At 67.9% G+C, this 20,338-nt stretch carries 16 protein-coding genes; 11 read left to right on the top strand and 5 right to left on the bottom strand.

Annotated features, from left to right (window positions below):
* Positions 1-68 precede the first annotated feature (68 nt).
* Positions 69-2,873: a leucine--tRNA ligase gene (locus HTUR_RS05930; protein ID WP_012942395.1), complete on the bottom strand. Its 2,805-nt coding sequence runs from the start codon at positions 2,871-2,873 to the stop codon at positions 69-71.
* 176 nt (positions 2,874-3,049) lie between these two features.
* Here HTUR_RS05930 and HTUR_RS05935 point away from each other — a divergent pair, with 176 nt between their 5' ends.
* From HTUR_RS05935 to HTUR_RS05970, 8 genes are all read left to right on the top strand, one after another.
* Positions 3,050-3,739, top strand: coding sequence for a hypothetical protein (locus HTUR_RS05935; RefSeq protein ID WP_012942396.1), 690 nt, complete (start codon positions 3,050-3,052; stop codon positions 3,737-3,739).
* 151 nt (positions 3,740-3,890) lie between these two features.
* Entirely contained in the window at positions 3,891-4,418 is a 528-nt protein-coding gene (locus tag HTUR_RS05940; RefSeq protein WP_012942397.1) for a hypothetical protein, read from the top strand.
* 114 nt (positions 4,419-4,532) lie between these two features.
* On the top strand, positions 4,533-6,116 hold the full coding sequence (locus HTUR_RS05945; protein ID WP_012942398.1) for an aldehyde dehydrogenase family protein: 1,584 nt from the start codon (positions 4,533-4,535) through the stop codon (positions 6,114-6,116).
* A gap of 61 nt (positions 6,117-6,177) precedes the next feature.
* Entirely contained in the window at positions 6,178-6,408 is a 231-nt protein-coding gene (locus HTUR_RS05950; RefSeq protein ID WP_012942399.1) for a hypothetical protein, read from the top strand.
* A 93-nt stretch (positions 6,409-6,501) separates the two neighbouring features.
* Positions 6,502-7,683, top strand: coding sequence for a bifunctional sugar-1-phosphate nucleotidylyltransferase/acetyltransferase (gene glmU / locus HTUR_RS05955; protein WP_012942400.1), 1,182 nt, complete (start codon positions 6,502-6,504; stop codon positions 7,681-7,683).
* 148 nt (positions 7,684-7,831) lie between these two features.
* Complete coding sequence (locus HTUR_RS05960) at positions 7,832-8,095, top strand: hypothetical protein (protein ID WP_012942401.1); 264 nt, start codon at positions 7,832-7,834, stop codon at positions 8,093-8,095.
* A gap of 67 nt (positions 8,096-8,162) precedes the next feature.
* Positions 8,163-9,287, top strand: a complete 1,125-nt coding sequence (locus HTUR_RS05965; protein ID WP_012942402.1) for a DUF4350 domain-containing protein — start codon at positions 8,163-8,165, stop codon at positions 9,285-9,287.
* Positions 9,284-10,315 carry an AAA family ATPase gene (locus HTUR_RS05970; protein WP_012942403.1) on the top strand — a complete coding sequence of 344 codons (1,032 nt, stop codon included), beginning with the start codon at positions 9,284-9,286 and terminating at the stop codon, positions 10,313-10,315. Before HTUR_RS05965 ends, HTUR_RS05970 begins: the two co-directional genes overlap by 4 nt.
* Before the next feature lie 721 nt (positions 10,316-11,036).
* Here HTUR_RS05970 and HTUR_RS05975 read toward each other — a convergent pair.
* Genes HTUR_RS05975 through HTUR_RS05985 form a run of 3 tightly spaced genes read right to left on the bottom strand, consistent with a single transcriptional unit; the run spans position 11,037 to position 14,024 of the window.
* The gene (locus HTUR_RS05975) at positions 11,037-12,038 is read right to left on the bottom strand and encodes a hypothetical protein (protein ID WP_012942404.1); all 1,002 of its coding nucleotides are present in this window, start codon (positions 12,036-12,038) and stop codon (positions 11,037-11,039) included.
* The gene (locus HTUR_RS05980; RefSeq protein ID WP_049941628.1) at positions 12,028-12,558 is read right to left on the bottom strand and encodes a hypothetical protein; all 531 of its coding nucleotides are present in this window, start codon (positions 12,556-12,558) and stop codon (positions 12,028-12,030) included. Before HTUR_RS05980 ends, HTUR_RS05975 begins: the two co-directional genes overlap by 11 nt.
* A complete protein-coding gene (locus HTUR_RS05985; protein WP_012942406.1) occupies positions 12,555-14,024 on the bottom strand; it encodes a DUF58 domain-containing protein in 1,470 nt (489 codons plus the stop codon). Before HTUR_RS05985 ends, HTUR_RS05980 begins: the two co-directional genes overlap by 4 nt.
* Before the next feature lie 161 nt (positions 14,025-14,185).
* On the opposite strand from HTUR_RS05985, the gene HTUR_RS05990 reads away from it, so the two are divergent.
* The 3 genes from HTUR_RS05990 to HTUR_RS06000 all read left to right on the top strand — a co-directional run bounded on the left by HTUR_RS05990 (position 14,186) and on the right by HTUR_RS06000 (position 18,991).
* A complete protein-coding gene (locus HTUR_RS05990) occupies positions 14,186-16,282 on the top strand; it encodes a hypothetical protein (RefSeq protein WP_012942407.1) in 2,097 nt (698 codons plus the stop codon).
* 122 nt (positions 16,283-16,404) lie between these two features.
* Positions 16,405-17,586, top strand: a complete 1,182-nt coding sequence (locus HTUR_RS05995; protein ID WP_012942408.1) for a MarR family transcriptional regulator — start codon at positions 16,405-16,407, stop codon at positions 17,584-17,586.
* 325 nt (positions 17,587-17,911) lie between these two features.
* The gene (locus HTUR_RS06000) at positions 17,912-18,991 is read left to right on the top strand and encodes a DUF1616 domain-containing protein (protein WP_012942409.1); all 1,080 of its coding nucleotides are present in this window, start codon (positions 17,912-17,914) and stop codon (positions 18,989-18,991) included.
* A 109-nt stretch (positions 18,992-19,100) separates the two neighbouring features.
* Here the strand turns inward: HTUR_RS06000 and HTUR_RS06005 are convergent, their stop codons facing one another.
* Complete coding sequence (locus HTUR_RS06005; RefSeq protein WP_012942410.1) at positions 19,101-20,336, bottom strand: ABC transporter permease; 1,236 nt, start codon at positions 20,334-20,336, stop codon at positions 19,101-19,103.
* Between the last annotated feature and the right edge of the window lie 2 nt (positions 20,337-20,338).

Genomic DNA, 20,338 nt, shown 5'->3' on the forward strand with positions numbered 1-20,338 from the left:
ATCGGTCTCGGAATTCCCCGTCCCGTCGACGCACCCTATTGTCTCCCTGTTGATACTGAATACGATCCTTAACTGATGTGAATCGCCGGCTTGCCCGGCCGCGCCGCCTCCGCCAGTTCGTCGCCGTCGGTCGCCTGGCGCACGGTGACGTCGGCGTCGAACTCGTCGGTGACCAGCCAGGCGGAGCGCTCGAGGATCGAGCGCTCCGACGCGGCGTCGGAGATCTCCTCGAGTTCCGTGTGGTCGCCGCGCTCGAGCAGGTCGACCACGAAGGGTGCGACGGTCTCGCGGTCGGCGTCGACCCCGGCCTCGAGGACTCGGTCGACGAGCGACTCGGTGTCCGCCCCCTCGATCGACTCGTCGATATCGTCCCGGAGCAGCCGGATCGTCTCGTACTTCCAGTCCTGGGCCACGACGAGATCGATCCGCTCGGGGTCGTCGATCGCCGCGGTGTCGACGATATCGCGAACGTCCGCGAGCGTCGTCTCGACCAGCCGGCGCTCGCGTCGGTAGTCCGCGACGTCGCTCTCGGGGGTCGGCCAGTCGGCCTCGACGACCAGTCCCTCGCCGCGGAGCTTGTTCCAGCACTCCTCGCCGAGGTGTGGCGCCATCGGCGCGATCAGCGCCGAAAGCGTCAGCAGCCCACGTCGATAGACCTCGCCGTGGGGTCGTTCGTACTCCCGGTATCGGCGGAGCAGTCGTGCCAGTTCTCGGATCTCCGTAGCGGCGCGGTGGAAGCGGAACCGCTCGTACTCGTCGGTAACCGCGACGATCGTGCGGTCGATCTCCCGGGCGAGATAGCCGTCGTGGGGCCGTCGCTTGACGCGCGTGTCGCCCTCCTCGACGAACGCCGAGGCCATCCCGTAGAGGGTCTGCTGGAGTTCGTAGGCGCCGCGGACGTTGTTCGCGGTCCACTCGAAGTCCTGCTCGGGGTGGGCCGCCGAGAGGACGAACAGCCGCGTCGTCTCCGCGCCGTACTCCTGGGGCGCGACGACGTTGCCCTTCGAACTCGACATCTTCTCGCCGTCGTACAGCACCGTCCCCTGGCTCTTGAGCTCCCGAATCGGTTCGCGCTGCTCGAGCAGCCCCAGATCGGCCAGCGCTTTCGTGAAGAAGCGCGTGTAGAGCAGGTGGAGGATGGCGTGTTCCTCGCCGCCGACGTAGACGTCGACCGGCAGCCAGTCGTCGGTCAGTTCGGTGTCGAAGGGGGCGTCCTCGAGGCCGGGCGAGAGGAAGCGCAGGAAGTACCACGAGGAATCGACGAAGGTGTCCATCGTGTCCGTCTCCCGCTCGGCCGGCCCGCCGCAGTCGGGGCAGACCGTCTGCTTCCACTCCTCGGCGGCGTCTAACGGATTACCGGTCGTCCGGACGAACTCCGGGAGCTCGATGGGCAGGTCCTCGTCGGGCACCGGCACGCGGCCGCAGTCGTCGCAGTGGACGACCGGAATCGGCGTCCCCCAGTACCGCTGGCGAGAGATCAGCCAGTCGCGCAGCCGGTAGGTGACGTCTGCCTCGATCGCCGCGACCTCCTCGAGGAGCCGCTCGCGGGCGGTCCCGCTCTCGAGACCGCTGTACTCGCCGCTGTTCTCGAGGATTCCCTCGCCCGTGTAGGCGTCCGTTTCGAGATCGACGTCGATGCTCGCGTCCTTCGGCGCGACGACGCCCTCGATCGACAGGTCGTGCTCGAGCGCGAACGCGTGGTCGCGCTCGTTGTGCGCCGGAACGCCCATCACGGCGCCGGTGCCGACGTCCTCTAGGACGTAGCCGGCGACGTAGACGGGGAGTTCCTCGCCCGTGAGCGGGTGCGTCGCGGTCGCGTCGGTTTCGACGCCCGAGAAGCCGACCTCCCCGGGATCTCGTTCGCGGACGTCCTCGACGTACGCCGCGACGTCGTCGTCTGCGGCGGCGAGTTCGTCCGCGAGGTCGTGACCGGGCGAGACCGCGAGGTAGGTCGCGCCGTAGACCGTCTCCGGACGGGTGCTGAAGACGTCGACCGTGCTCGTCGCGTCGTCGCCGACACCGTCGGTATCGGGCCCGGCGGACTCCCGCGACTCGGTCCCCTCGCCGCGTCCGTTCGAGGTGTCCTCAGAAGTGCGTTGCACTTCTGATGGGCTGCGAGAATCGCTTTGCGATTCTCGAACGCGTGGCACCTCGCTCACCTCGAACCCGATGCGCGCGCCCTCCTGTCGGCCGATCCAGTTGCGCTGGATCTCGCGGACTCCGTCGGGCCACCCCTCGAGGTCCTCGAGTCCGTCGTGGAGTTCCTCAGCGTAGTCGGTGATCGTGAAGAACCACTGGTCGAGTTCGCGCCGGCCGACGGGCGTCTCGCAGCGCCAGCAGACGCGCTCGCCGTCCCGCTCTTCGACTTGGGCCGCCGCGAGAACGGTCTCGCAGTCGGGACACCAGTTGACCGACGCGCCCTCGTACTCGACGAGCCCCTCCTCGTAGAGCCGCTTGAAGAACCACTGGTTCCACCGGTAGTACTCCGGCTCGCAGGTCGTGATCTCCCGGGACCAGTCGTAGCCGAAGCCCATGGTCTCGAGTTCGTCGCGCATGCGACGGATACACGCCTGCGTCCAGGACTCGGGGTCGGTCTTGCGCTCGAACGCGGCGTTCTCGGCGGGCAGGCCGAAGGCGTCCCACCCCATTGGGTGGAGCACGTCGTCGCCCTGCATCCGCCGGTAGCGCGCGTAGGCGTCGGTGATCGCGTAGTTGCGCACGTGGCCCATGTGGAGCGTCCCCGACGTGTAGGGGAACATCCCGAGGACGTACGTGGGGTCGTCGGCATCCGCCGGAAGCTCGTAGACGTCGTCGCGCTCCCAGACGTACTGCCAGAACTCCTGGACCTGCGCGTGATCGTAGTGCGTCGTCATTGTGGCGAGCAGTCCTGCCGACTACTGGGCGTGCCGGCCATATCATTGTTCGCCACTCGCCGCGAGCGCCGCCCTCGAGGCGACGACCCTCGGCTCCGGCTCGCGGCCGCGAGCGAACCAGCAGGTTGTGGGGTGAGATTAACAAAGCCCCTGGGCCTGAAACGAACGAGCGACGAATGGCTCCAGACGACGATTCGACGCCGGCGACCGGGACGTTGCTCGTGACCCTCGCCGTCGTCTTGCTGACGTTCGCGGTCGGCGTCGTTGCCGTCTCCGACGTCGGCCCCGATCCGATCGGCCCGGACAACGACGACCCCGCGGAGCAGTCGGCCGACGATCCGGACGGCGTCGACGCCGAGACGGCGGCGAACGACTCGAGCGCGGCGTCCTCGATTGCCGAGAGCGACGAAGCCAACGCCAGCAACGAGTCCGACGGGGTGGATCCTGGCGGCGAGTCCGAAACCGGTGTCGACGACTCGAGCGACGACGAACCCGCGAGCGATTCCGGCGACGAATCGGCCGAACCTGAGACGGATCCCGGCGACGAATCGGACGAGCCCGAGACCGATCCCGCCGTCGACGACGAGCCGCCGTCCGAGGACGACGACGTTCCGACGGGACCGTTCGACGACGGAGAGCCGTCCGATCCGTTCGACGGCGACGGACCGGATGTCCCCGACGATGGGCCGTTCGACGACGAGGAACCGGACTCCGACGACGGGCTGTTCGATGACGCGGAGTTCTCGGACGATCCGTTCGACGACGATGACGGATCGGACGAGAGCGGTCCGCCCGACGACGCCGGGCCGCCGGACGATGCCGGACCGCCCGACGACGCCGGGTCACCCGGCAACGGGCCGCCGTGACGGCACCGCCCGCTGTCCCGTCGTGGTCGATTCGTTCTTCCGCCGTAACCGAGCCAGTTTCCGTTCGTTTCTCGAGCGCGCGTTCGCGACCGATCGATCGCCGGCCACTGCAGGCACCACCGGCTTTCGGCCGTTGGCAGTAGGCGCGCACATGAGCCCAGGGTTCACCGACGACGACGTCGACAAACGAGTCGAGACGGCCGACGGCGACTCGATCGGCGTCGTGAGGATGACCGACGCGGACACGGCGTACGTCGACCTCGAGTCGGGGGCGATCGAGTCGATCAAAGCGGTCCTCGACTGGGACGGCGACGCCGAGGAGGTCGTCCCTATCGACGCGGACGACGTTCGTGACGTCGGATCGGACGCGATCCGACTCGAGCGCGACGTTTCCGCCGGTTCGGAGTCGGCGGAAGGGACCGATCCCGTCATCGAGCGCAACGAGACGACCGTCCACGAGGATACCGGGTCCGAACAGCGAGGCATGGGTCCCGAGACCGGCGATTCGCCAAGCGAGAAGACGGCGGCCGAAGGCGAGGGGCGGTCCGGAAAGGGCCTCGAGCCGGAAACGGACGAGATGACGGAGTCGGGGGCGGAGCGCCACCCCGACGACGACGGACAGCCGCCCCAGGGCGACCGGACCGTGACCAAAGAGCGCGGCGAGGAGGAAGATCGGTAGCGTCGGTTCCCGCGTCGTCGTCCTCCGCGTTCGGCCGTCAGAGCGCGCGAACCGCTATCACGGCATGAGTGAACCACCATCAGTGTTTTCACCGCGCTCGCCGTTCGATATCGTATGAGCCAGCAAGCAACCGAGCAGGTGCACGGCCACTACATCGGCGGCGAGTGGACTGACAGCGCGGGACGAGGTCCCGCGAGCAGTCGGACGCAGTCCGACGACGGTGCAGACGAGACGTTCGAGAGCCGAAACCCGGCCACCGGCGAGACGCTGGCGACGTTTCAGCGCGGGACCGAAGACGACGTCGACGCCGCTCTCGAGGCCGCGGACGACGCCTTCGAGGAGTGGCGCGAACTGTCGTATATCGACCGCGCGGAGTACCTCTGGGACATCTACCACGAACTCCGGGATCGCCACGAGGAGTTAGGGGAGATCGTCACCAAGGAGTGCGGCAAGGAGATCTCCGAGGGGAAGGCGGACGTGACCGAAGCGTGGCACATGGTCGAGTGGGCGGCGGGCAACGCGCGCCACCCCCACGGCGACGTGGTGCCGAGCGAGATCGGCAGCAAGGACGCCTACATGCGACGGAAACCGCGGGGCGTCGTCGGCTGCATCACGCCGTGGAACTTCCCCGTCGCGATCCCCTTCTGGCACATGGCCATCGCCCTCGTGGAGGGCAACACGGTCGTCTGGAAGCCCGCCGAGCAGACGCCGTGGTGCGGCCAGATCATCGCCGAGATGATGGACGATTCCGGGATTCCCGACGGCGTCTTCAACATGGTGCAGGGCTACGGCGACGCCGGCGCGGCGATCACCGACGACGGCCGCGTCGACACGGTCCTCTTTACCGGCTCGGCGGAGGTCGGCCACGAGATCGCCGGCAAGGTCGGCAACGAGCCCGGCAAACTCGCGGCCTGCGAGATGGGTGGCAAGAACGGGATCGTCATCACCGAGGAGGCGGATCTGGACATCGCCGTCCACTCGGCCGTGATGAGTTCGTTCAAGACGACCGGCCAGCGCTGCGTCTCGAGCGAGCGCCTGGTCGTCCACTCGGACGTCTACGACGAGTTCAAAGAGCGGTTCGTCGACGTCGCGCAGAAGATCGCGGTCGGCGACCCCCTCGAGGAGGACACGTTCATGGGCCCGGCGATCGAGCCCGACCACGTCGAGAAGATCCGCCAGCATAACGACCTGGCTCGAGAGGAGGGCGCCGAGGTGCTCGTCGACCGCTTCGAACTCGAGGACGGCGAGATTCCGGATGGACACGAAGACGGCAACTGGGTCGGGCCGTTCGTCTACGAGGTCGACTACGACGCCGACGACGACCTGCGCTGTCTGCAGGAGGAGTGTTTCGGTCCCCACGTCGCGCTCATCGAGTACGACGGCGACATCGAACGGGCCCTCGAGATCCACAACGACACCCCCTACGGGCTGGCCGGAGCGGTCATCTCCGAGGACTACCGCCAGCTCAACGCCTTCCGCGACCGGGCCGACCTCGGGCTCGCGTACGCGAACCTCCCGTGTATCGGCGCCGAAGTGCAACTACCGTTCGGCGGCGTCAAGAAGTCCGGTAACGGCTATCCCAGCGCACGCGAGGCCATCGAGGCCGTCACCGAGCGCACCGCCTGGACGATGAACAATTCAAAGGACATCGAGATGGCCCAGGGGCTGTCCGCGGATATCACGACCTCCGAGGACTAGGGGAGCGACGAGCGCACCGATCCCGTATATTTTTATTACTTGTCACGTGAACATCAGTATTATGGGCTCGATGCTCGAGCGACTGACCCTCGACCGGCGCGATATCGTCAGCGGTGTTCTCGTCGCTGTAACGCTCGAGGTCGTCCTGATATACCAGACCGGAGTTCCGGATCCGAGTCAGTGGGGCTCGCGGCTGGCCTCGATGGTTCTCACCGCGGTCGCGTTCGTGATCGTTCTGCTGCTGTCGAAGCGAGTTACCGGCGGTGATCGCGCCACGCTTCGATCCGAGTAGGGGTCGACGACGCCCTGCTGTCAGCTCGAGAACTGGATCTCCCCGCGAGGGAGCGAACCGCTTATCCGAGAGGTCATGGAATCGTCCGCACACATGAAAGCAGTCGTTCTCGCGGCGGGTCAGGGTACGCGCATTCGACCGCTCTCGGATTCGATCCCGAAACCGATGCTGCCGGTCGCTGACCGCCCGCTCGTGGCCCACACGATCGACGCGGCGATCGACGCCGGCGCCGACGAGATCATCCTCGTGATCGGCTACGAGGGCGAGACCGTCCGCGACTACTTCGGCGAGAAATATCGCGGCACGCCGATCTCCTACGCCGTCCAGACCGAACAGGCCGGGACGGCCCACGCCGTCAACACCGCTCGAGAGCACATCGACGGCCCGTTCGCCGTTCTCAACGGCGACAATCTCTACGATCCGGCGGCGGTCGATCGCCTCTTCGAGCACTGTCCGGCCGTCTGCGCGATCGCCGTCGACGAGCCGCGCAACTACGGCGTCCTCAGCACCGACGGCGACTCGGTCACCGGCATCGTCGAGAAGCCGTCGAAGCCGCCGACGAACCTCGCCAACGCCGGCGCCTACGCGTTCCCCGAACGCGCTCGCGAGTGGCTCGAGGTCCCCGAAAGCGAGCGCGGCGAACACGAGATCACCGATGTGCTGGCGAGCGTGATCGAGGAGTTCGACGTGACGCCGGTCACGCTCGATCGGTGGCTCGACGTCGGCCGCCCCTGGGAGCTCCTCGAGGCCAACGAGTGGAAGATCGCCGAGCTCGACCGCCGGATCGACGGCCGGGTCAGCGACGACGCCCACCTCGAGGGCGACGTGGTCGTCGAAGAGGGCGCGACGGTTGAGCCGGGTGTCGTCGTCGAGGGCCCGGCGCTGATCCGCTCGGGCGCCGAGGTCGGCCCCAATGCCTACGTCCGCGGCGCGACGCTGATCGGCGAAGACGCGGAGATCGGCCACGCCGTCGAGGTAAAGAACAGCGTCGTCTCCCGCGGCACCTCGGTCAGCCACCTCTCGTACGTCGGCGACAGCGTCCTCGGGCGCGACGTCAACTTCGGCGCGGGGACGAACGTCGCGAACCTCCGCCACGACGACGCCGACATCGAGTTCACCGTCAAGGGCGAGCGCATCTCGACGGGCCGGCGCAAGTTCGGCGTCGTCGCCGGCGACGACGTGAAAACGGGGATCAACTCGAGTCTCTCGCCCGGACTGAAACTCACGACCGGCGCGACGACGCGGCCCGGAGAGAGCGTCGAGCGAGATCGGTAGATCGCTCGAGTTTCCCTCGAGACCGCTCACGCCCCGCACGAATCGGTATCTATCGACGGACCCGACCGTCCAATCATCCGCCGACGAAACCCCGAGGGTTTACGGTGGCCGGCGTCGCCTCCGGTACTAGATGCCGACACATCGACGCATGCGATTCATCCGGGGACAGCTCGCCTGGATGCTCGCGGCCGTCCTCGCGCTCTCGCTGCTCGGATCGTTCTCATACGAGCTGTTCTTCGTGCTCTCGCTGATCGGCCTGCTGATTGTCACCGAACTGACGGCGCCGTTCTCGGTCACGCCCGACTGGCGCCGTCGCCTCCGGTGGCTCATCGCGCTCGGCCTCGTCGGCTTCGCGGTCGTCGTCGTCCGCCGGATTCTCGAGATCCTGCCACCGGAGGTGTTGCCGTGGTAGCGATCGCTGCCGACGGCTCGCCGGTCGGCCGACCGCCGGGTGCGCGGGTCCCAGCGGAGGTGAGCCCATGACGCTCCGCGAGTGGCTCCGCGACGGCGGGGGACTCGACTGGCCCCGCGTGCTGCTCGTCGCGCTGTCGGTCACTGTGCTCGCCGGACTGCTCGTCGCCGCCGCGACTTCGTCGGCCGCGTTCGGCCCCTACAATCCGTCCTGGGACGGTATGTCCGAGCTCCGACAGCAGACCGCGTCGGAACCGGGCGTCGAGAGCGAACTGGTCCGAGACACGGCGCGATACGACGACTACGAGCCCAACGAGACGGTCGCGTTCGTCGTCGCCCCCGACGAGACGTACGGGGACGAGGACGTGGATCGGCTCCGGCGGTTCGTCGATAACGGCGGGACCCTCGTCGTCCTCGAGAACTTCGGGACGAACGGAAACCAATTGCTGGCCGACGTCGGCGCCGAGACGCGAACCGACGGCGCCGTACTCCGGGACGAACAGGAGTACTACCGCGGGCCAACGATGCCGGTCGCGACGGGCGTCGAGAATCACACCTACACCGAGGGGGTCGACCAGTTGACGCTCAACTACGCCTCCGCGCTCGAGACGGACGAGGAGGAGGCGACCGTGCTCGTCCGGACCAGCGAGTACGCCTACCGCGACGTCGACGGCGACGACGAACTCGACGACGACGAGACGCTCGACAGCTATCCCGTCGCGGCGGTCGAGAACGTCTCGGAGGGGCAGGTCGTCGTCGTCGGTGATCCGAGTATCGCCATCAACGCGATGATCGACGAACCCGATAACGCGGCGTTCTTACAGCGGCTGTCAGCCGACGCTGACCACGTGCTGATCGATCTCTCCCACTCCGAAGATCTGCCGCCGTTGACCAGCGCGGTCCTGACGGTCCGCGAACTGCCGCTGTTGCAGGTCCTCCTCGGCGCCACGGGAATCGCCGGCATCGCGACCCTCTCGCGTCGTCGCCTCCGCCCGTCGCTCGAGCACGTCTGGACGCGACTCGTCCGCCGGAACGACCCGGCCGACGCGTCGATCGCCGTGCCGTCGGCGGGCGACGTCGACGAGCGCCGTGCGGCCGCGCTCCGGGACCGCCACCCCGACTGGGACGAGGATCGTGTCCGCCGCGTGATAGCAGCGCTTAACCGTGACGATATGGAACCGGACGATCAATGAACGGCGACGACCCCGTCGACGGCAGTCCCATGGGCGATCCTGATGCCGAGCGTATCTACAACGCCGTCCGCGAAGAGATGGGCCGAGTGCTGATCGGTAACGAATCGGCGATCGAACACCTCACGATCGCGCTGTTCACGCGAGGTCACGTCCTCCTCGAGGGCGTTCCGGGCGTCGCGAAGACGACGCTCGCGAACCTGTTCGCCCGCGTTACCGGCCTCGACTACAACCGTATCCAGATGACGCCGGACATCCTGCCGGCGGACATCACGGGGACTCACGTCTACCGGGAATCCCGCGGTACGTTCGAACTCCAGCGCGGGCCGATCTTCGCCAACATGGTCGTCGCCGACGAGATCAACCGCGCGACGCCGAAGACCCAGTCGGCGCTGCTCGAGGCGATGCAGGAACGGCGCGTGACGATCGAGGGCGAGACGCTGGCCCTGCCGACGCCCTTCATGGTCGTCGCGACGCAGAACCCGATCGAGATGGAGGGTGTCTTCGAACTGCCGGAGGCCCAGCGCGACCGCTTCCAGTTCAAACTCACCGTCGATCTCCCCGGTCGAGGCGACGAACGCGAGCTGCTCGAGCGGTTCGACGACGATCCCGACCTCGGCCCCGAGACGGTCGACCAGGTCGTCGCGGTGTCGGACTTCCTCGCGGCGCGGGAGACCGTCTCCGAGGTCTACGTCGCCGAGCCGATCAAGGAGTACGTCCTCGATCTCGTCGCGGCGACTCGGGACCACCCCGACGTCACCCACGGGGCCTCGCCTCGAGCGTCGCTGGCGTTTCTCGACGGCGCGAAGGCGCGGGCCGCGATCCACGGCCGCGAGTACGTCATCCCTGACGACGTGAAGGCTCTAACCGAGTCGATCCTCGCTCACCGACTCGTGTTGAGCACTGACGCCGACCTGAGTGACGTGGCGCCCGCCGACGTCGTCGCGGACGTCGTCGATTCGGTGACGCCGCCGGGCGCGGAAGCCATCGAACTACAGCCGGTGAGCGACGGCGGAACGAATCGAGAGTAGTCGGTCGAGCGGTCCCCGTCGAGTGGCGACTCGTCTCTTGGCGTTCGATTTTCGGCGATGGACTCGAGACATCTCCAGTCACACACGGTTCCGTTACATCCGAATAGAGCGATTGGGTAACTAGTGTACGTAGTAAACGGTCAGCCTCGGACGGATGACGATTGAACAACCCTAGTACACTAGTACAGGCATATCACGTCAAATACCTGGCTCAAATATTCATCGTCGAGTACCGTGTTGGCCCGCTGCTCGCCGATGTCGCCTACGCCATCGAATCGCTCTCGAACGGCGAGGTCTCGGACGTCGCTCAGAGACTGTCGTCACACGGCGTTCCTGTGTACCGAACCAGTTCGCCAGTATCGGTCACGACGTCGAACTCGACGGACGGTCCCTCGATATTGACCGTGCCGTCGTTGACCGATTCGATGCGGGCAGACCGGACGTAATACCCGTCAGAGAAGGACGCTGACGAATCGCCGTACAGCGCTTGATCGCGCTATATCTCGCTCTAGTGTGGCTTCTCCTTGGAAATCGCGAGGAGAGATTGCTGACCGTCTACACCGACGGATTTCGAGCCACTAATCCACTAGAGGAGAACGGAAACGACTAGCGAGCAACCGTCGTTCACGGCGAGGGAGGATACGTTGACGAAGGTGCACGAGCGACCACTTGCGAGAGTATACTGAACGCGAGTGTAACTCGCCTCGTTCCGTTCCTTCGATTACTGCGCTGTCGTCTCCGCATCCGCCGTCGTCTCCACATCGCCAGCGGCCGCCGTATCGCCTTCGGCGTCGGACTCGAGGTCCCACCGGCAGGTGACTAACCAGTCGGCCCGGTCGTCGCCCGGCGCGATCTCCAGTCGGACCGGCTCCTCGAGGCCGGCGGCGAAGCCGACGGCGAGGAAGGAGGGGATCGGGTGATCGAAGCGATCGATCGGGCCGAACGCGCTGTCGCTGACCGCGATCGTGGCGCGCCCGTCGCCGGCGTCGACGTCGGCCTCGGCGCTTCGTGCGAGTTCGAACTGCTCGACGAGGCCGTCGGTCAACTGGGCGGCCAGCGGCGTCGGGTCGGCGGCGAGATCGCCGGTCAGCGCCCGCTCGAACGGCCGGAAGAGTTCGGCCCCGGTCGCCTCGAGCAAGAGGCCACGGGAGTCGTCGTCGACGACGATCGGGCCGGCGCGCTCGTCGGGGAGCGAGTAGTCGGCGTGCTGGGGGACGTAGAGCCGGGCCGGCGCCGCCTCGCCAGGGAGGTACACCCGCTCGTCGCGGAGGCCGAGTTCGTCGCCGATCGCGGCGACGTTCGCGGTCGAGGCGGTGTAGACGCGTTCGCCCACGTCGGCCGCGACGAACCGGCTGGGCGTGAGGTAGTAGGTCAGCAGGGCGCCGAAGAGCCCGGTCGCCCCGAGCGCGACGAGCACCTCCCGCGCGTCGGGGAAGGCGACGCTTCCCAGGACGGCGACGGCCCCGATCGCGGCGAGACCGATCGCGGTGGCTCGATACCGGGACTGACGGGCGCGGACGTACTCCTCGCGCAGCCGTCGGTTCTCGTCGGCGAGGAGTTCGACCTGCGCGGCGAGTTCCCGCCGGTCGTCGCCGTCGGTCGGTTCGGTCGCTGCGTCCGCGTCGGTGACTGTCTCAGTCTCAGCGTCCGCATCTCCGGCGGCGCTCGAGGCGGCTGCCGGCGACGCGGACGACTCGGTCGTATCGATGTTGTTACTGCTCATGGGTCGATGAATCGGGGTCTGCGTCTGCATCCGGGGCGGTTTCGACGGCGTCGGGGACGAGCCCGAGACTGACGAGTTCGTACCGGTGGAGGGCGTAAGCCGCGAGCGCCACGACGAGAAGGAGCGTTCCCGCGGCGGTCCAGACGGATCGAGAATCGGCGACGATCCAGCCCGTCCCCACGAACGCGATCGCGCTGGCGAGAACGACGGCGGCGTCGCGTAGCGCCGTCGAGGTCCGCACGACGGCGGCGAGCAGGACCGCGACGAACGCGAGTTCGACGAGCAGGAACGTCTCGAGGCCGATCCCGTCCGGGAACGCGGCCGCGAGCACGACGTGTCCGGCCGCGAGCGCGTACGGCGTCCCGAGCCCGTACCAGGTCAGCGCCGTCGCGAAGCCGGCCACCGCGCCGGTCGGTCCGGCGAGGAGCGCCAGCGCCGCGGTGAGGACGGCGAGCGCACCGATCACCGGCCGGCGACGCTCGCTCCCGGTCGCCGGACCGGCGGTCGGTTCCGGGCTCACGCGCGCTCACCTCGAGCGGCGCGGCCGTCCGAGAGGATCGTCGAGAGGCGATCCCGCGGGCCGACCTCGAGGGCGGTCACGCGGGGCATCCGGGCGAGGTCGCGACGCAGGTTCTCGAACTCGACGTAGCGATCGTAGGCGTCCTCGACGTCCGCGAGACCGTCGGATTCGTAGAGCACCGTCGGCGCGAGCAGCACCAGCACCGAGTTGCCGTTGCCGCGGGCGAGTTTGACCGTCTCGCGGAGCTCCGCCGGCCGCGAGTCGTCGGTGAAGAGGATCGTCCAGAGCCCCTCGGTGTTGCCGCTGTGGGCACGCTTGACGGCGCCGTAGAGCGGATCCGATTCGATGCGTTCGCGGTAGCCCTCCCGCGCGGCGTAGAACGGGCGAAGGGTCGAAGCGAACGGGTCGTCGTCGTCCCCGAGGCCGATGCGTTTCGCCCGGGCGTCGGCCGCGGTGAAGCCGCCGCCCCGGGGTGTTGGGGTCCGTCTCCGCCGCCCCTCTCGGCCGCTTCCGTCGAGCGTCGTCGGATCGACCGTCGGCTCCAGGTCGAGCAATCGACGCCGGATCCGATCGTACGCCACCGGCGTCGCCGTCGGGTCGAGGCGAAACGTGATCCCCTCGTCGCCGACGGTACGCAGTCCAACGGGGTCGCCGAGTCGGCGCGCGCTCGCGGCCGTCGCGAGCGCGACGTCGCGGAGGTAGTCGAGTTCGGTTTCGTCCGGCCGCCCCGTCGCCAGCGAGCCGCGGTGGTCGACGACCAGTAGCGTCCGTCGGTCGGTCTCGGCCTCGTACTCGCGGACGTGAGGCGTCGCCAGCCTGGCCGTGGCCTTCCAGTCGATCCGGTCGGCCGTGTCGCCGGGCATGTACTCGCGGAGTTCCGCGGGTTCGATCCCCGACCCGAGACGACCGGCCTCGTGTTCGCCGTAGGCCATCGTGATCCGATCGCCGCCCTCGCCGACGTGGATGGTTCGCGGACCGCGGGGCTCGACGGTGACCGTCGAGGTCGTTCCGAGCGACACCGTCTCGCGGAGGAATCCGTCCGTCGCGGTCACAGTCGGTTCGTCAAACCGGTGGCGGCCCGCGACCGGCCACGAGACGTCGACCGTTCGGGTGGTCGCGGACGTCGACGGATCGAGGGACAGCGAGAAGGATTCGTCGGCCACGGCGGTCGTCGGGAGCCCGGCCTCGATCGCGACGGCGAGCGGCGACGGTGAGGCCAGCCTCGCCGAGAGAGTCACCGGAACGGTATCGCCCGTTCGAACGCCGGCGCGGACGGCCGACTGCTCGACGGCCAGCGCGTCGACCGTCTCCTCGAGCGCGCGGTAGAACCGATACTGGCGCGCGACGATCCACGAGCCGACCAGCCCGGCACCGCCGAGGAGGAGCGGGCGGGCAGTAACGACTGCGACGCCCGCGAGAAAGGCCGCGAGGCTCGCGACGGCCCACAGTCGGCGCGTGGGTTTCATGTGCGACCGGTCTCCGTGAATCTTGTTGAAGCTACTGGTGTCCGGCGACTGCAGCGAACGAGTCCGACCGATGTGTTGATATTCGTTCGCGTTGATCGCGCGCGAGCTGTCAGTCTCGCGGAGAGAATAGTTTTTTGTCGTGGGCGGTAAATCGAACCCCTGTGACAATCGCCGTCGGTCGAACGCTCGTCCTCGCCCTTCTGCTCGTTTGCCTGCCCCTTACCGCAACGGGAAGCGGAATCGCCGCCGATTCCGCGAACGGCGTCGACAGCGGATCGGCGACCGCCAGCGTCGCGGCCCAACAGGAGACGCCGGACGCCGACGGCGACGACGCGGACAACGACACGGTTCGCCACCGAAATCCCGACGAGTACGACGAAGGGACCGACCAGGCCGAACTCGAGCGGTGGCTCTCCGGCAAACTGTCGGGACAGCTCGAAAAGGGGGCGATCGAGCTCAGCGAGGGCGAGGCCGAACTCGCGAGCGAGTTCGTCGGGGAGGGGTACAACGACAGGCTCGAGCAGTACGTCGAGGTGACCGGCGACGCCGAACGGGCCGAAGCCTTCGACGAAGCCCAGAGCGAACAGGAACAGATGACCGACGCGGTCAGCGAGTACGAGGAGACGAAAGAAGAGTACGAGGCGGCCCGCGACGCGGGCGACGAGGAACGCGCCCGCGAACTCGCCCGCGAACTCGAGTCGCTGGCCGAGGAGATCGGGGACTCGAGTCAAAACGTCCGGGACCACTACGGTGCGATCAGCAACGACAGCGATATCGACCTGAGCGACGCCGCGGCGGAGATCGAAGACGTAAACGAGGAGGTCCAGACCGAACAGGAGGCTATTCGCGACGAGTCGTTCGTCGAAACGGAGCTGACGATCGAGTCGACGACCGAGGAGATCTCGTTTACCGACCCGCTCGCCGCGAGCGGCACGATCGAAACCGAAGACGGGACGCCGATCGCGAACGAGGAGATCCGTCTCAAGGTCGGGAATCAGACGCTTCGAACCGAGACGGACGAGACCGGGTCGTTCGACCTCGAGTACCGGCCGATCTCCGTGCCGCTGTCGGCCGACGCGGTGACGGTCGAGTACGTCCCCGAGAACGAGTCGGTGTATCTCGGGAGCGAGACCAGCGTCCCGGTCGATATCGAACAGGTCGAGCCGACGCTGACGGTCTCGGACGTCGAGCCCGACACCGTCGCGTACGGCGATCGCGTCGCCGTCGACTACGATCTCCGCGTGGGCGACGAACGAGTCGACGACGTTCCGGTCGTTCTCTCGATCGACGGGACGTCGCTCGGACTGTTCGGCGCCAGCGACGGGGAAACCACCGGTAATTCGACGGTGCCGGCGGACGTTCCGTCCGGCGAGCGCGACCTCCGGGTTTCCCTCCCCTTCGAGGATCGAGCGCTCGCGAGCGTCGCCGACTCGACGACGGTGACCGTCGCGGAAACGGAGCCAGAGCTCTCCATCTCCGCGAGCCCCACCGGCGATCGGGAGGTCACAGTTAACGGCACGCTCGAGGCGGCCGGCGGCGGGGTCGACGGGCAATCGGTTCGAATCGTCGCCGACGGAACGGTTCTCGAGACGGTCTCGACCGACGCGGACGGCGCGTTTGGCGCCTCGGTCACGGTCCCCGAGGAGACGGCTACCGGCGAGGTGCAACTGGTCGCCGTCCACGACGACGAGGAGACCAACCTGGCGCGGGCGGAGGCCGCGACGACGGTCTCGTTCCCCGCTGCCAGCGATTCGCTGTTGCCCACGTGGGCCTGGCTGGCGCTCGGACTGTTCGCCGCGGCCGTCGGCGCCGGCGGCTACTGGTATCGCGACCGAGCGTCGGCGTCGTCACCGGAATCAGCACCGGGCGATTCGGACGAGGCCGACGGGGACGCGCCGACGGCGCCCGAGACGCCCGACCCCGCGTCGACCCGAGCGCTCCTGTCGCGAGCGAGCGAGCGGCTCTCGAGCGGCGATCCGAACGACGCCGTTCGGGACTGCTACGCCGCCGTTCGAGGCACCCTCGAGTCGCGGTTCGCCGCGTCCGGCGCCCTGACTCACTGGGAGTTCTACCGCCGATACAGCGACCGGTCGTCGGACTCGGAGACGGAGTCGGCCCCGCTCCGGGACGTCACCGAGGGGTACGAACGGGCGGCGTTCGGGCCCGACGGCGTCTCGGAACGCGAAGCCGAGACGATCCTCGAGCGCGCTCGCGAACTGTGCCCCGAGGCGACCCGGTCCAGTCCGGCGGACGATTAGCGGATTTCAACCCTAGAGACCCTATATCGCCCTCGGATCATTTATCATAGATTACAGAGGTAAGAATAGGAACGCTGTCCCCGGAAACCTATAAGTGACGTTCTGGAATAAGGCCGGAGTAGATGGGTGAAACTACCGATTCGAACGCAACCCTCGATATCGAACAGAACGCACCGCGTGCGATCATTCACAAAAAGATCCTCGACCACGCGGAAGCGAACCCGGGGGAATCGATGGAAGCGATCGCCGACGCCGTCAGCGGTGCGACGACGGCGACCGTCGAACGCGTCCTCGAGGAGTACGGCGATCCGGCGGCCGACACGGGGGATGACTTGGCGGCCGACACGGCGGACGAGAGTTCGACGACGGAAACGGGGATGTCCGAGGCCGAAGCGGCGACGAGCGACGCGGAATCGAACGACGCCGAACTGTCGGCCGGCGGTGCGGACCCGCCGTCGGCCGCGACCGACGGCGACCGAGGGGTATCGGATTCGGACTGTGCGGTGGCCGACGGGGGAGCGACATCGGAGAGCGCGGACGTCGGTATGGCCGGGAACTCGCCGGCCGAGGGGCCGGTCCCGGCCGAGCAGGACGCGGATCGGGACGGGGACACCGACGTCTCCCTGGACCGATCGGCGCTGACAGAGAAACAACACGAGACGTTGCGAGCGATCTACCACCATCCCGACGCGACGCAGGCCGAACTCGCCGACAGGCTCGGAGTGAGCAGCCCGACGATCAGCCAGCGCGTCAATTCGATCGACGGCTTCGACTGGTCCGACCGCGACGCGCTCGTCGCGCCGCTGTTCGATTCCGGCGACGGCGAGGAGGAAGAACGCATGCCGCACGCTGACGACACCGACAACGGAGCCGACTCGAGCGAGCGGGACGGTGACATGGGCACTGTCGGGGACGCGACCGACGAGTCACGCGACGAACCGAGCGACCGCGCGCGGCGGCGAACCGACCCGTCCGCGTCCCGGTCCGACCGAGCGCCCGCGGATGCAGCCGACCGGACGGACGAGGGCGCGCAACTGGCCGAACTCGCCGACCGACTCGACGAACTCACCGACCGACTGGCCGCGGTCGAGCGCGGACTCGAGGGCCGCGAGGACGGGACGGCCGGCCGCGAGGGAGGCACCGCGCCGTCGGTGCTCGCCGATCCCGAACTCGCGCACAAGATCGTCCACGCGTGTCTCCACTCCGATCGCATCAGCGAGGAGGAGGAGCTGCGTCTGCTCCGGGACGTTACCGCGGCCGGCTCGGCCGCAGGGAGGGATGGAAACGCGACGAACTCCGTATAGGAACCCGATTCACGGACGTTTTCCGCCCGCTGTACTCGCCGGCTCGCGGCCAGTCGCGGCGGACGGACCTGTGCTCCTCTCACTCACGCTAGTATCTCCACTAGCACTAGCGGACTAGATTGAGTGATAGTCACTAGTGCACTAGTATCGCTACGGCTATCGTGTCGCTAGCGCTAGTACGTCGATTCCGATAGTCGATAGCGGTCGGAAGCCAGACGTCGATAGCTCGAGCGACGGTCGCGAGCGTCGGCGCCTGCGGGTGCGGCGATCTGTCACACGCGATGACCGGTTCCCTTTTGGGCTCGTCGAGAGTACGTGGAATCCAATGACTGAGACGCGATCGCTGGTGGCACTGCTTCCGCGGCCCGTTCGGACGCTCCCGGCAGACCTCGCCGCCGTGTTCGCGCTCGTGGTCCTGACGAACGTCGCCGCGCTCGCGCCCGTCCTCCGCGAGACGTCGCTCCGCGTCCCGCTGGGGCTCGCCTTCGTCCTCTTCGTGCCCGGCTACGCGTTCATCGCGGCGCTGTTTCCCGAAGCCGGCGACGAACCGACCGCCGACCCGCCGTCCGACGTCGATGGCGGCGAGGAACCGACTGAGGGGACGGACGGCGGCCCGCTCCCGGTCGGCTCGTTCCTCGACGACCGCTCGGGGATCGACGGGATCGAACGCGTCGCGCTCTCCTTCGGCCTCAGCATCGCCGTCACCCCCCTGATCGGCCTCGTGTTGAACTTCACGCCGTGGGGGATCCGGCTGGTGCCGATCATGCTCGCCGTCAGCGCGTTCACCGTCGGCGCGACCGTCGTCGCCGCCGTTCGGCGGCGGGAACTCCCCGAAGACGAGCGGTTCCGTGTCCCCTACCGCGCGTGGTACGCGGCCGGTCGCGCGGAACTGCTCGAGCCGGACACCCGCGCGGACGCCGCGTTGAACGTCGTGTTGGTCCTCTCCCTGTTGCTCGCGGTCGGCACCGTCGGCTACGCGGTCGCGGTGCCGCCCGACGGCGAACAGTTCTCGGCCGTCTACATCCTCACCGAGGACGACGACGGCGAGCTCACGGCCGATAACTATCCGACCGAGTTCACGCAGGGCGAGAGTCAGGAGCTCGTCCTCGGGGTCGACAACCACGAACATCGGACCGTCGACTACACCGTCGTCCTGGTCGAACAGCGGGTCTCGGTCGAGGACAACGAGACGACCGTCGAGGAGCAACGCGAACTCGACCGGTTCGAGACCCAACTCGACCACAACGAGAGCTGGCACCATCCCCACGAGGTCGAGCCGACGATGACCGGGGAGAACGTTCGGCTCGTCTGGCTGCTCTATCCCGGCGGGGACGTACCCGAGGAGCCGTCGACGGAGACGACGGAGTATCACGCGCATCTCTGGGTCAACGTGACCGAGGAGTGAACGGGATCGACCGGAGCGGACGACCGCCGCGAGGGAAGGGCCCCATCGTCGTCCCGTCTCGTTTCTTCGAGTACCCCTGTCTCGGTTCGCGGATCACGCCGGCCGTGCGTCACTCCGCGAGCTGCTCGAGGCGCGCGTACCGACTGGTGCGCCAGCCGGCGACGGCGGCGCCGAGCGTGCCGACGACGACGGCGATCGCTCCGCCGGCGAGGTAGACGATCGGCGGCGTCCGCAACAGGTTCTCGAAGCCGACCAGCGAGGCGGCGAGGTGGTTCAGGGCGAACGCGGCCGGCGGCGTCGCGAGCAGTCCGAGGAGGCCGCCACAGAGCCCGAGCACGATCCCCTGGCCGCCGATCATCCCCGTGAGGAGCCACCGGGAGAGTCCAAGGGCGCGCAACGCCGCCAGCTCCCCGCGCTGTCGGGACGCGACCAGCGCCAGGAGATTGACCGTCAACACCACGCCCGCGATGACGGCGAGCACGACGAGGGCGGTCCCACTGGCCAGCAACAGGACCTGGTCTTCGAACATCGACTCGAACTGCTCTTCGCTCGTGCGCACGTCGTATTCCGAATACTCCCCCTGTAGCTCGTCGCTGACGGCGTCTCGGTCGGCGCCGGGCGCGACGGTCGCGGTCACGAAGGCCGCTCGGTCCGACCCCGTCGTTCCGGTGATCTCCTGGAGTTCGCTCAGCGGCATCGTCGCGGTCGTGGTCCCCAGAAACTGCGAGTACGACGACGAGATGCCGACGACGGTAAACTCCTCTTCGGCCGCGGCCGACGGACTCGTTCCGACGTAGATCGTGTCGCCGACCTCGATGTCGAACCGGTCGGCCATCCGCGGATCCACGATCACTTCGCGGGTCATCGGCCCGTCGTAGTCGCCCTCGCCGTAGTGGACGTCCCCCTCGGAGAAGCCGTCGCCTTCCTCGAGGGTCAGTCCCCCGTGTTCGTTGGGCACCCCGACGCCGGAGACGAGCTCGAGCTCCGACGGCTCGGGCTCCGTGCCCACGTAGATCGCGTGAAACGCGATCGGCGACGCGCTCTCGACGTCCTCGCGTTCCTCGATATCGGCCGCGAGCTGATGGGAGTCGGCGATCGGGTTCTCCATGCCGCCGCCGGCCGTGAGCTCGACCGCGCCGCCCGAGATCCAGACGTCCTGATCGGCATCGTCGAAGCGATCCTGCCCGGTCTCGAGGACGCCGAGGCCGAGCCCCGCGAGCAGGGTCACTGCGAGGACGGCCAGCGCGATCGCGACGATCACCAGCACGGAGCGCCCGATCTCGTGGCGGAGCTGGGCCGCCGAGAGGCGCGCGGTCGCGGCGAGTTTGCGGAGTCTGTGTGTCATGA

Source organism: Haloterrigena turkmenica DSM 5511 (assembly GCF_000025325.1).
Taxonomy (GTDB): Archaea; Halobacteriota; Halobacteria; order Halobacteriales; family Natrialbaceae; genus Haloterrigena; species Haloterrigena turkmenica.

What these genes read in the sequence shown, in the direction of transcription:
- HTUR_RS05985 (WP_012942406.1), bottom strand. Translation starts at nt 14,024, where the DNA reads ATGAAACCCACGCGCCGACTGTGGGCCGTCGCGAGCCTCGCGGCCTTT.
- HTUR_RS05930 (WP_012942395.1), bottom strand. Translation starts at nt 2,873, where the DNA reads ATGACGACGCACTACGATCACGCGCAGGTCCAGGAGTTCTGGCAGTAC.
- HTUR_RS05960 (WP_012942401.1), top strand. Translation starts at nt 7,832, where the DNA reads ATGCGATTCATCCGGGGACAGCTCGCCTGGATGCTCGCGGCCGTCCTC.
- HTUR_RS05945 (WP_012942398.1), top strand. Translation starts at nt 4,533, where the DNA reads ATGAGCCAGCAAGCAACCGAGCAGGTGCACGGCCACTACATCGGCGGC.
- HTUR_RS05950 (WP_012942399.1), top strand. Translation starts at nt 6,178, where the DNA reads ATGGGCTCGATGCTCGAGCGACTGACCCTCGACCGGCGCGATATCGTC.
- HTUR_RS05965 (WP_012942402.1), top strand. Translation starts at nt 8,163, where the DNA reads ATGACGCTCCGCGAGTGGCTCCGCGACGGCGGGGGACTCGACTGGCCC.
- HTUR_RS05935 (WP_012942396.1), top strand. Translation starts at nt 3,050, where the DNA reads ATGGCTCCAGACGACGATTCGACGCCGGCGACCGGGACGTTGCTCGTG.
- HTUR_RS05970 (WP_012942403.1), top strand. Translation starts at nt 9,284, where the DNA reads ATGAACGGCGACGACCCCGTCGACGGCAGTCCCATGGGCGATCCTGAT.
- HTUR_RS05995 (WP_012942408.1), top strand. Translation starts at nt 16,405, where the DNA reads ATGGGTGAAACTACCGATTCGAACGCAACCCTCGATATCGAACAGAAC.
- glmU (WP_012942400.1), top strand. Translation starts at nt 6,502, where the DNA reads ATGAAAGCAGTCGTTCTCGCGGCGGGTCAGGGTACGCGCATTCGACCG.
- HTUR_RS05975 (WP_012942404.1), bottom strand. Translation starts at nt 12,038, where the DNA reads ATGAGCAGTAACAACATCGATACGACCGAGTCGTCCGCGTCGCCGGCA.
- HTUR_RS06005 (WP_012942410.1), bottom strand. Translation starts at nt 20,336, where the DNA reads ATGACACACAGACTCCGCAAACTCGCCGCGACCGCGCGCCTCTCGGCG.
- HTUR_RS06000 (WP_012942409.1), top strand. Translation starts at nt 17,912, where the DNA reads ATGACTGAGACGCGATCGCTGGTGGCACTGCTTCCGCGGCCCGTTCGG.
- HTUR_RS05940 (WP_012942397.1), top strand. Translation starts at nt 3,891, where the DNA reads ATGAGCCCAGGGTTCACCGACGACGACGTCGACAAACGAGTCGAGACG.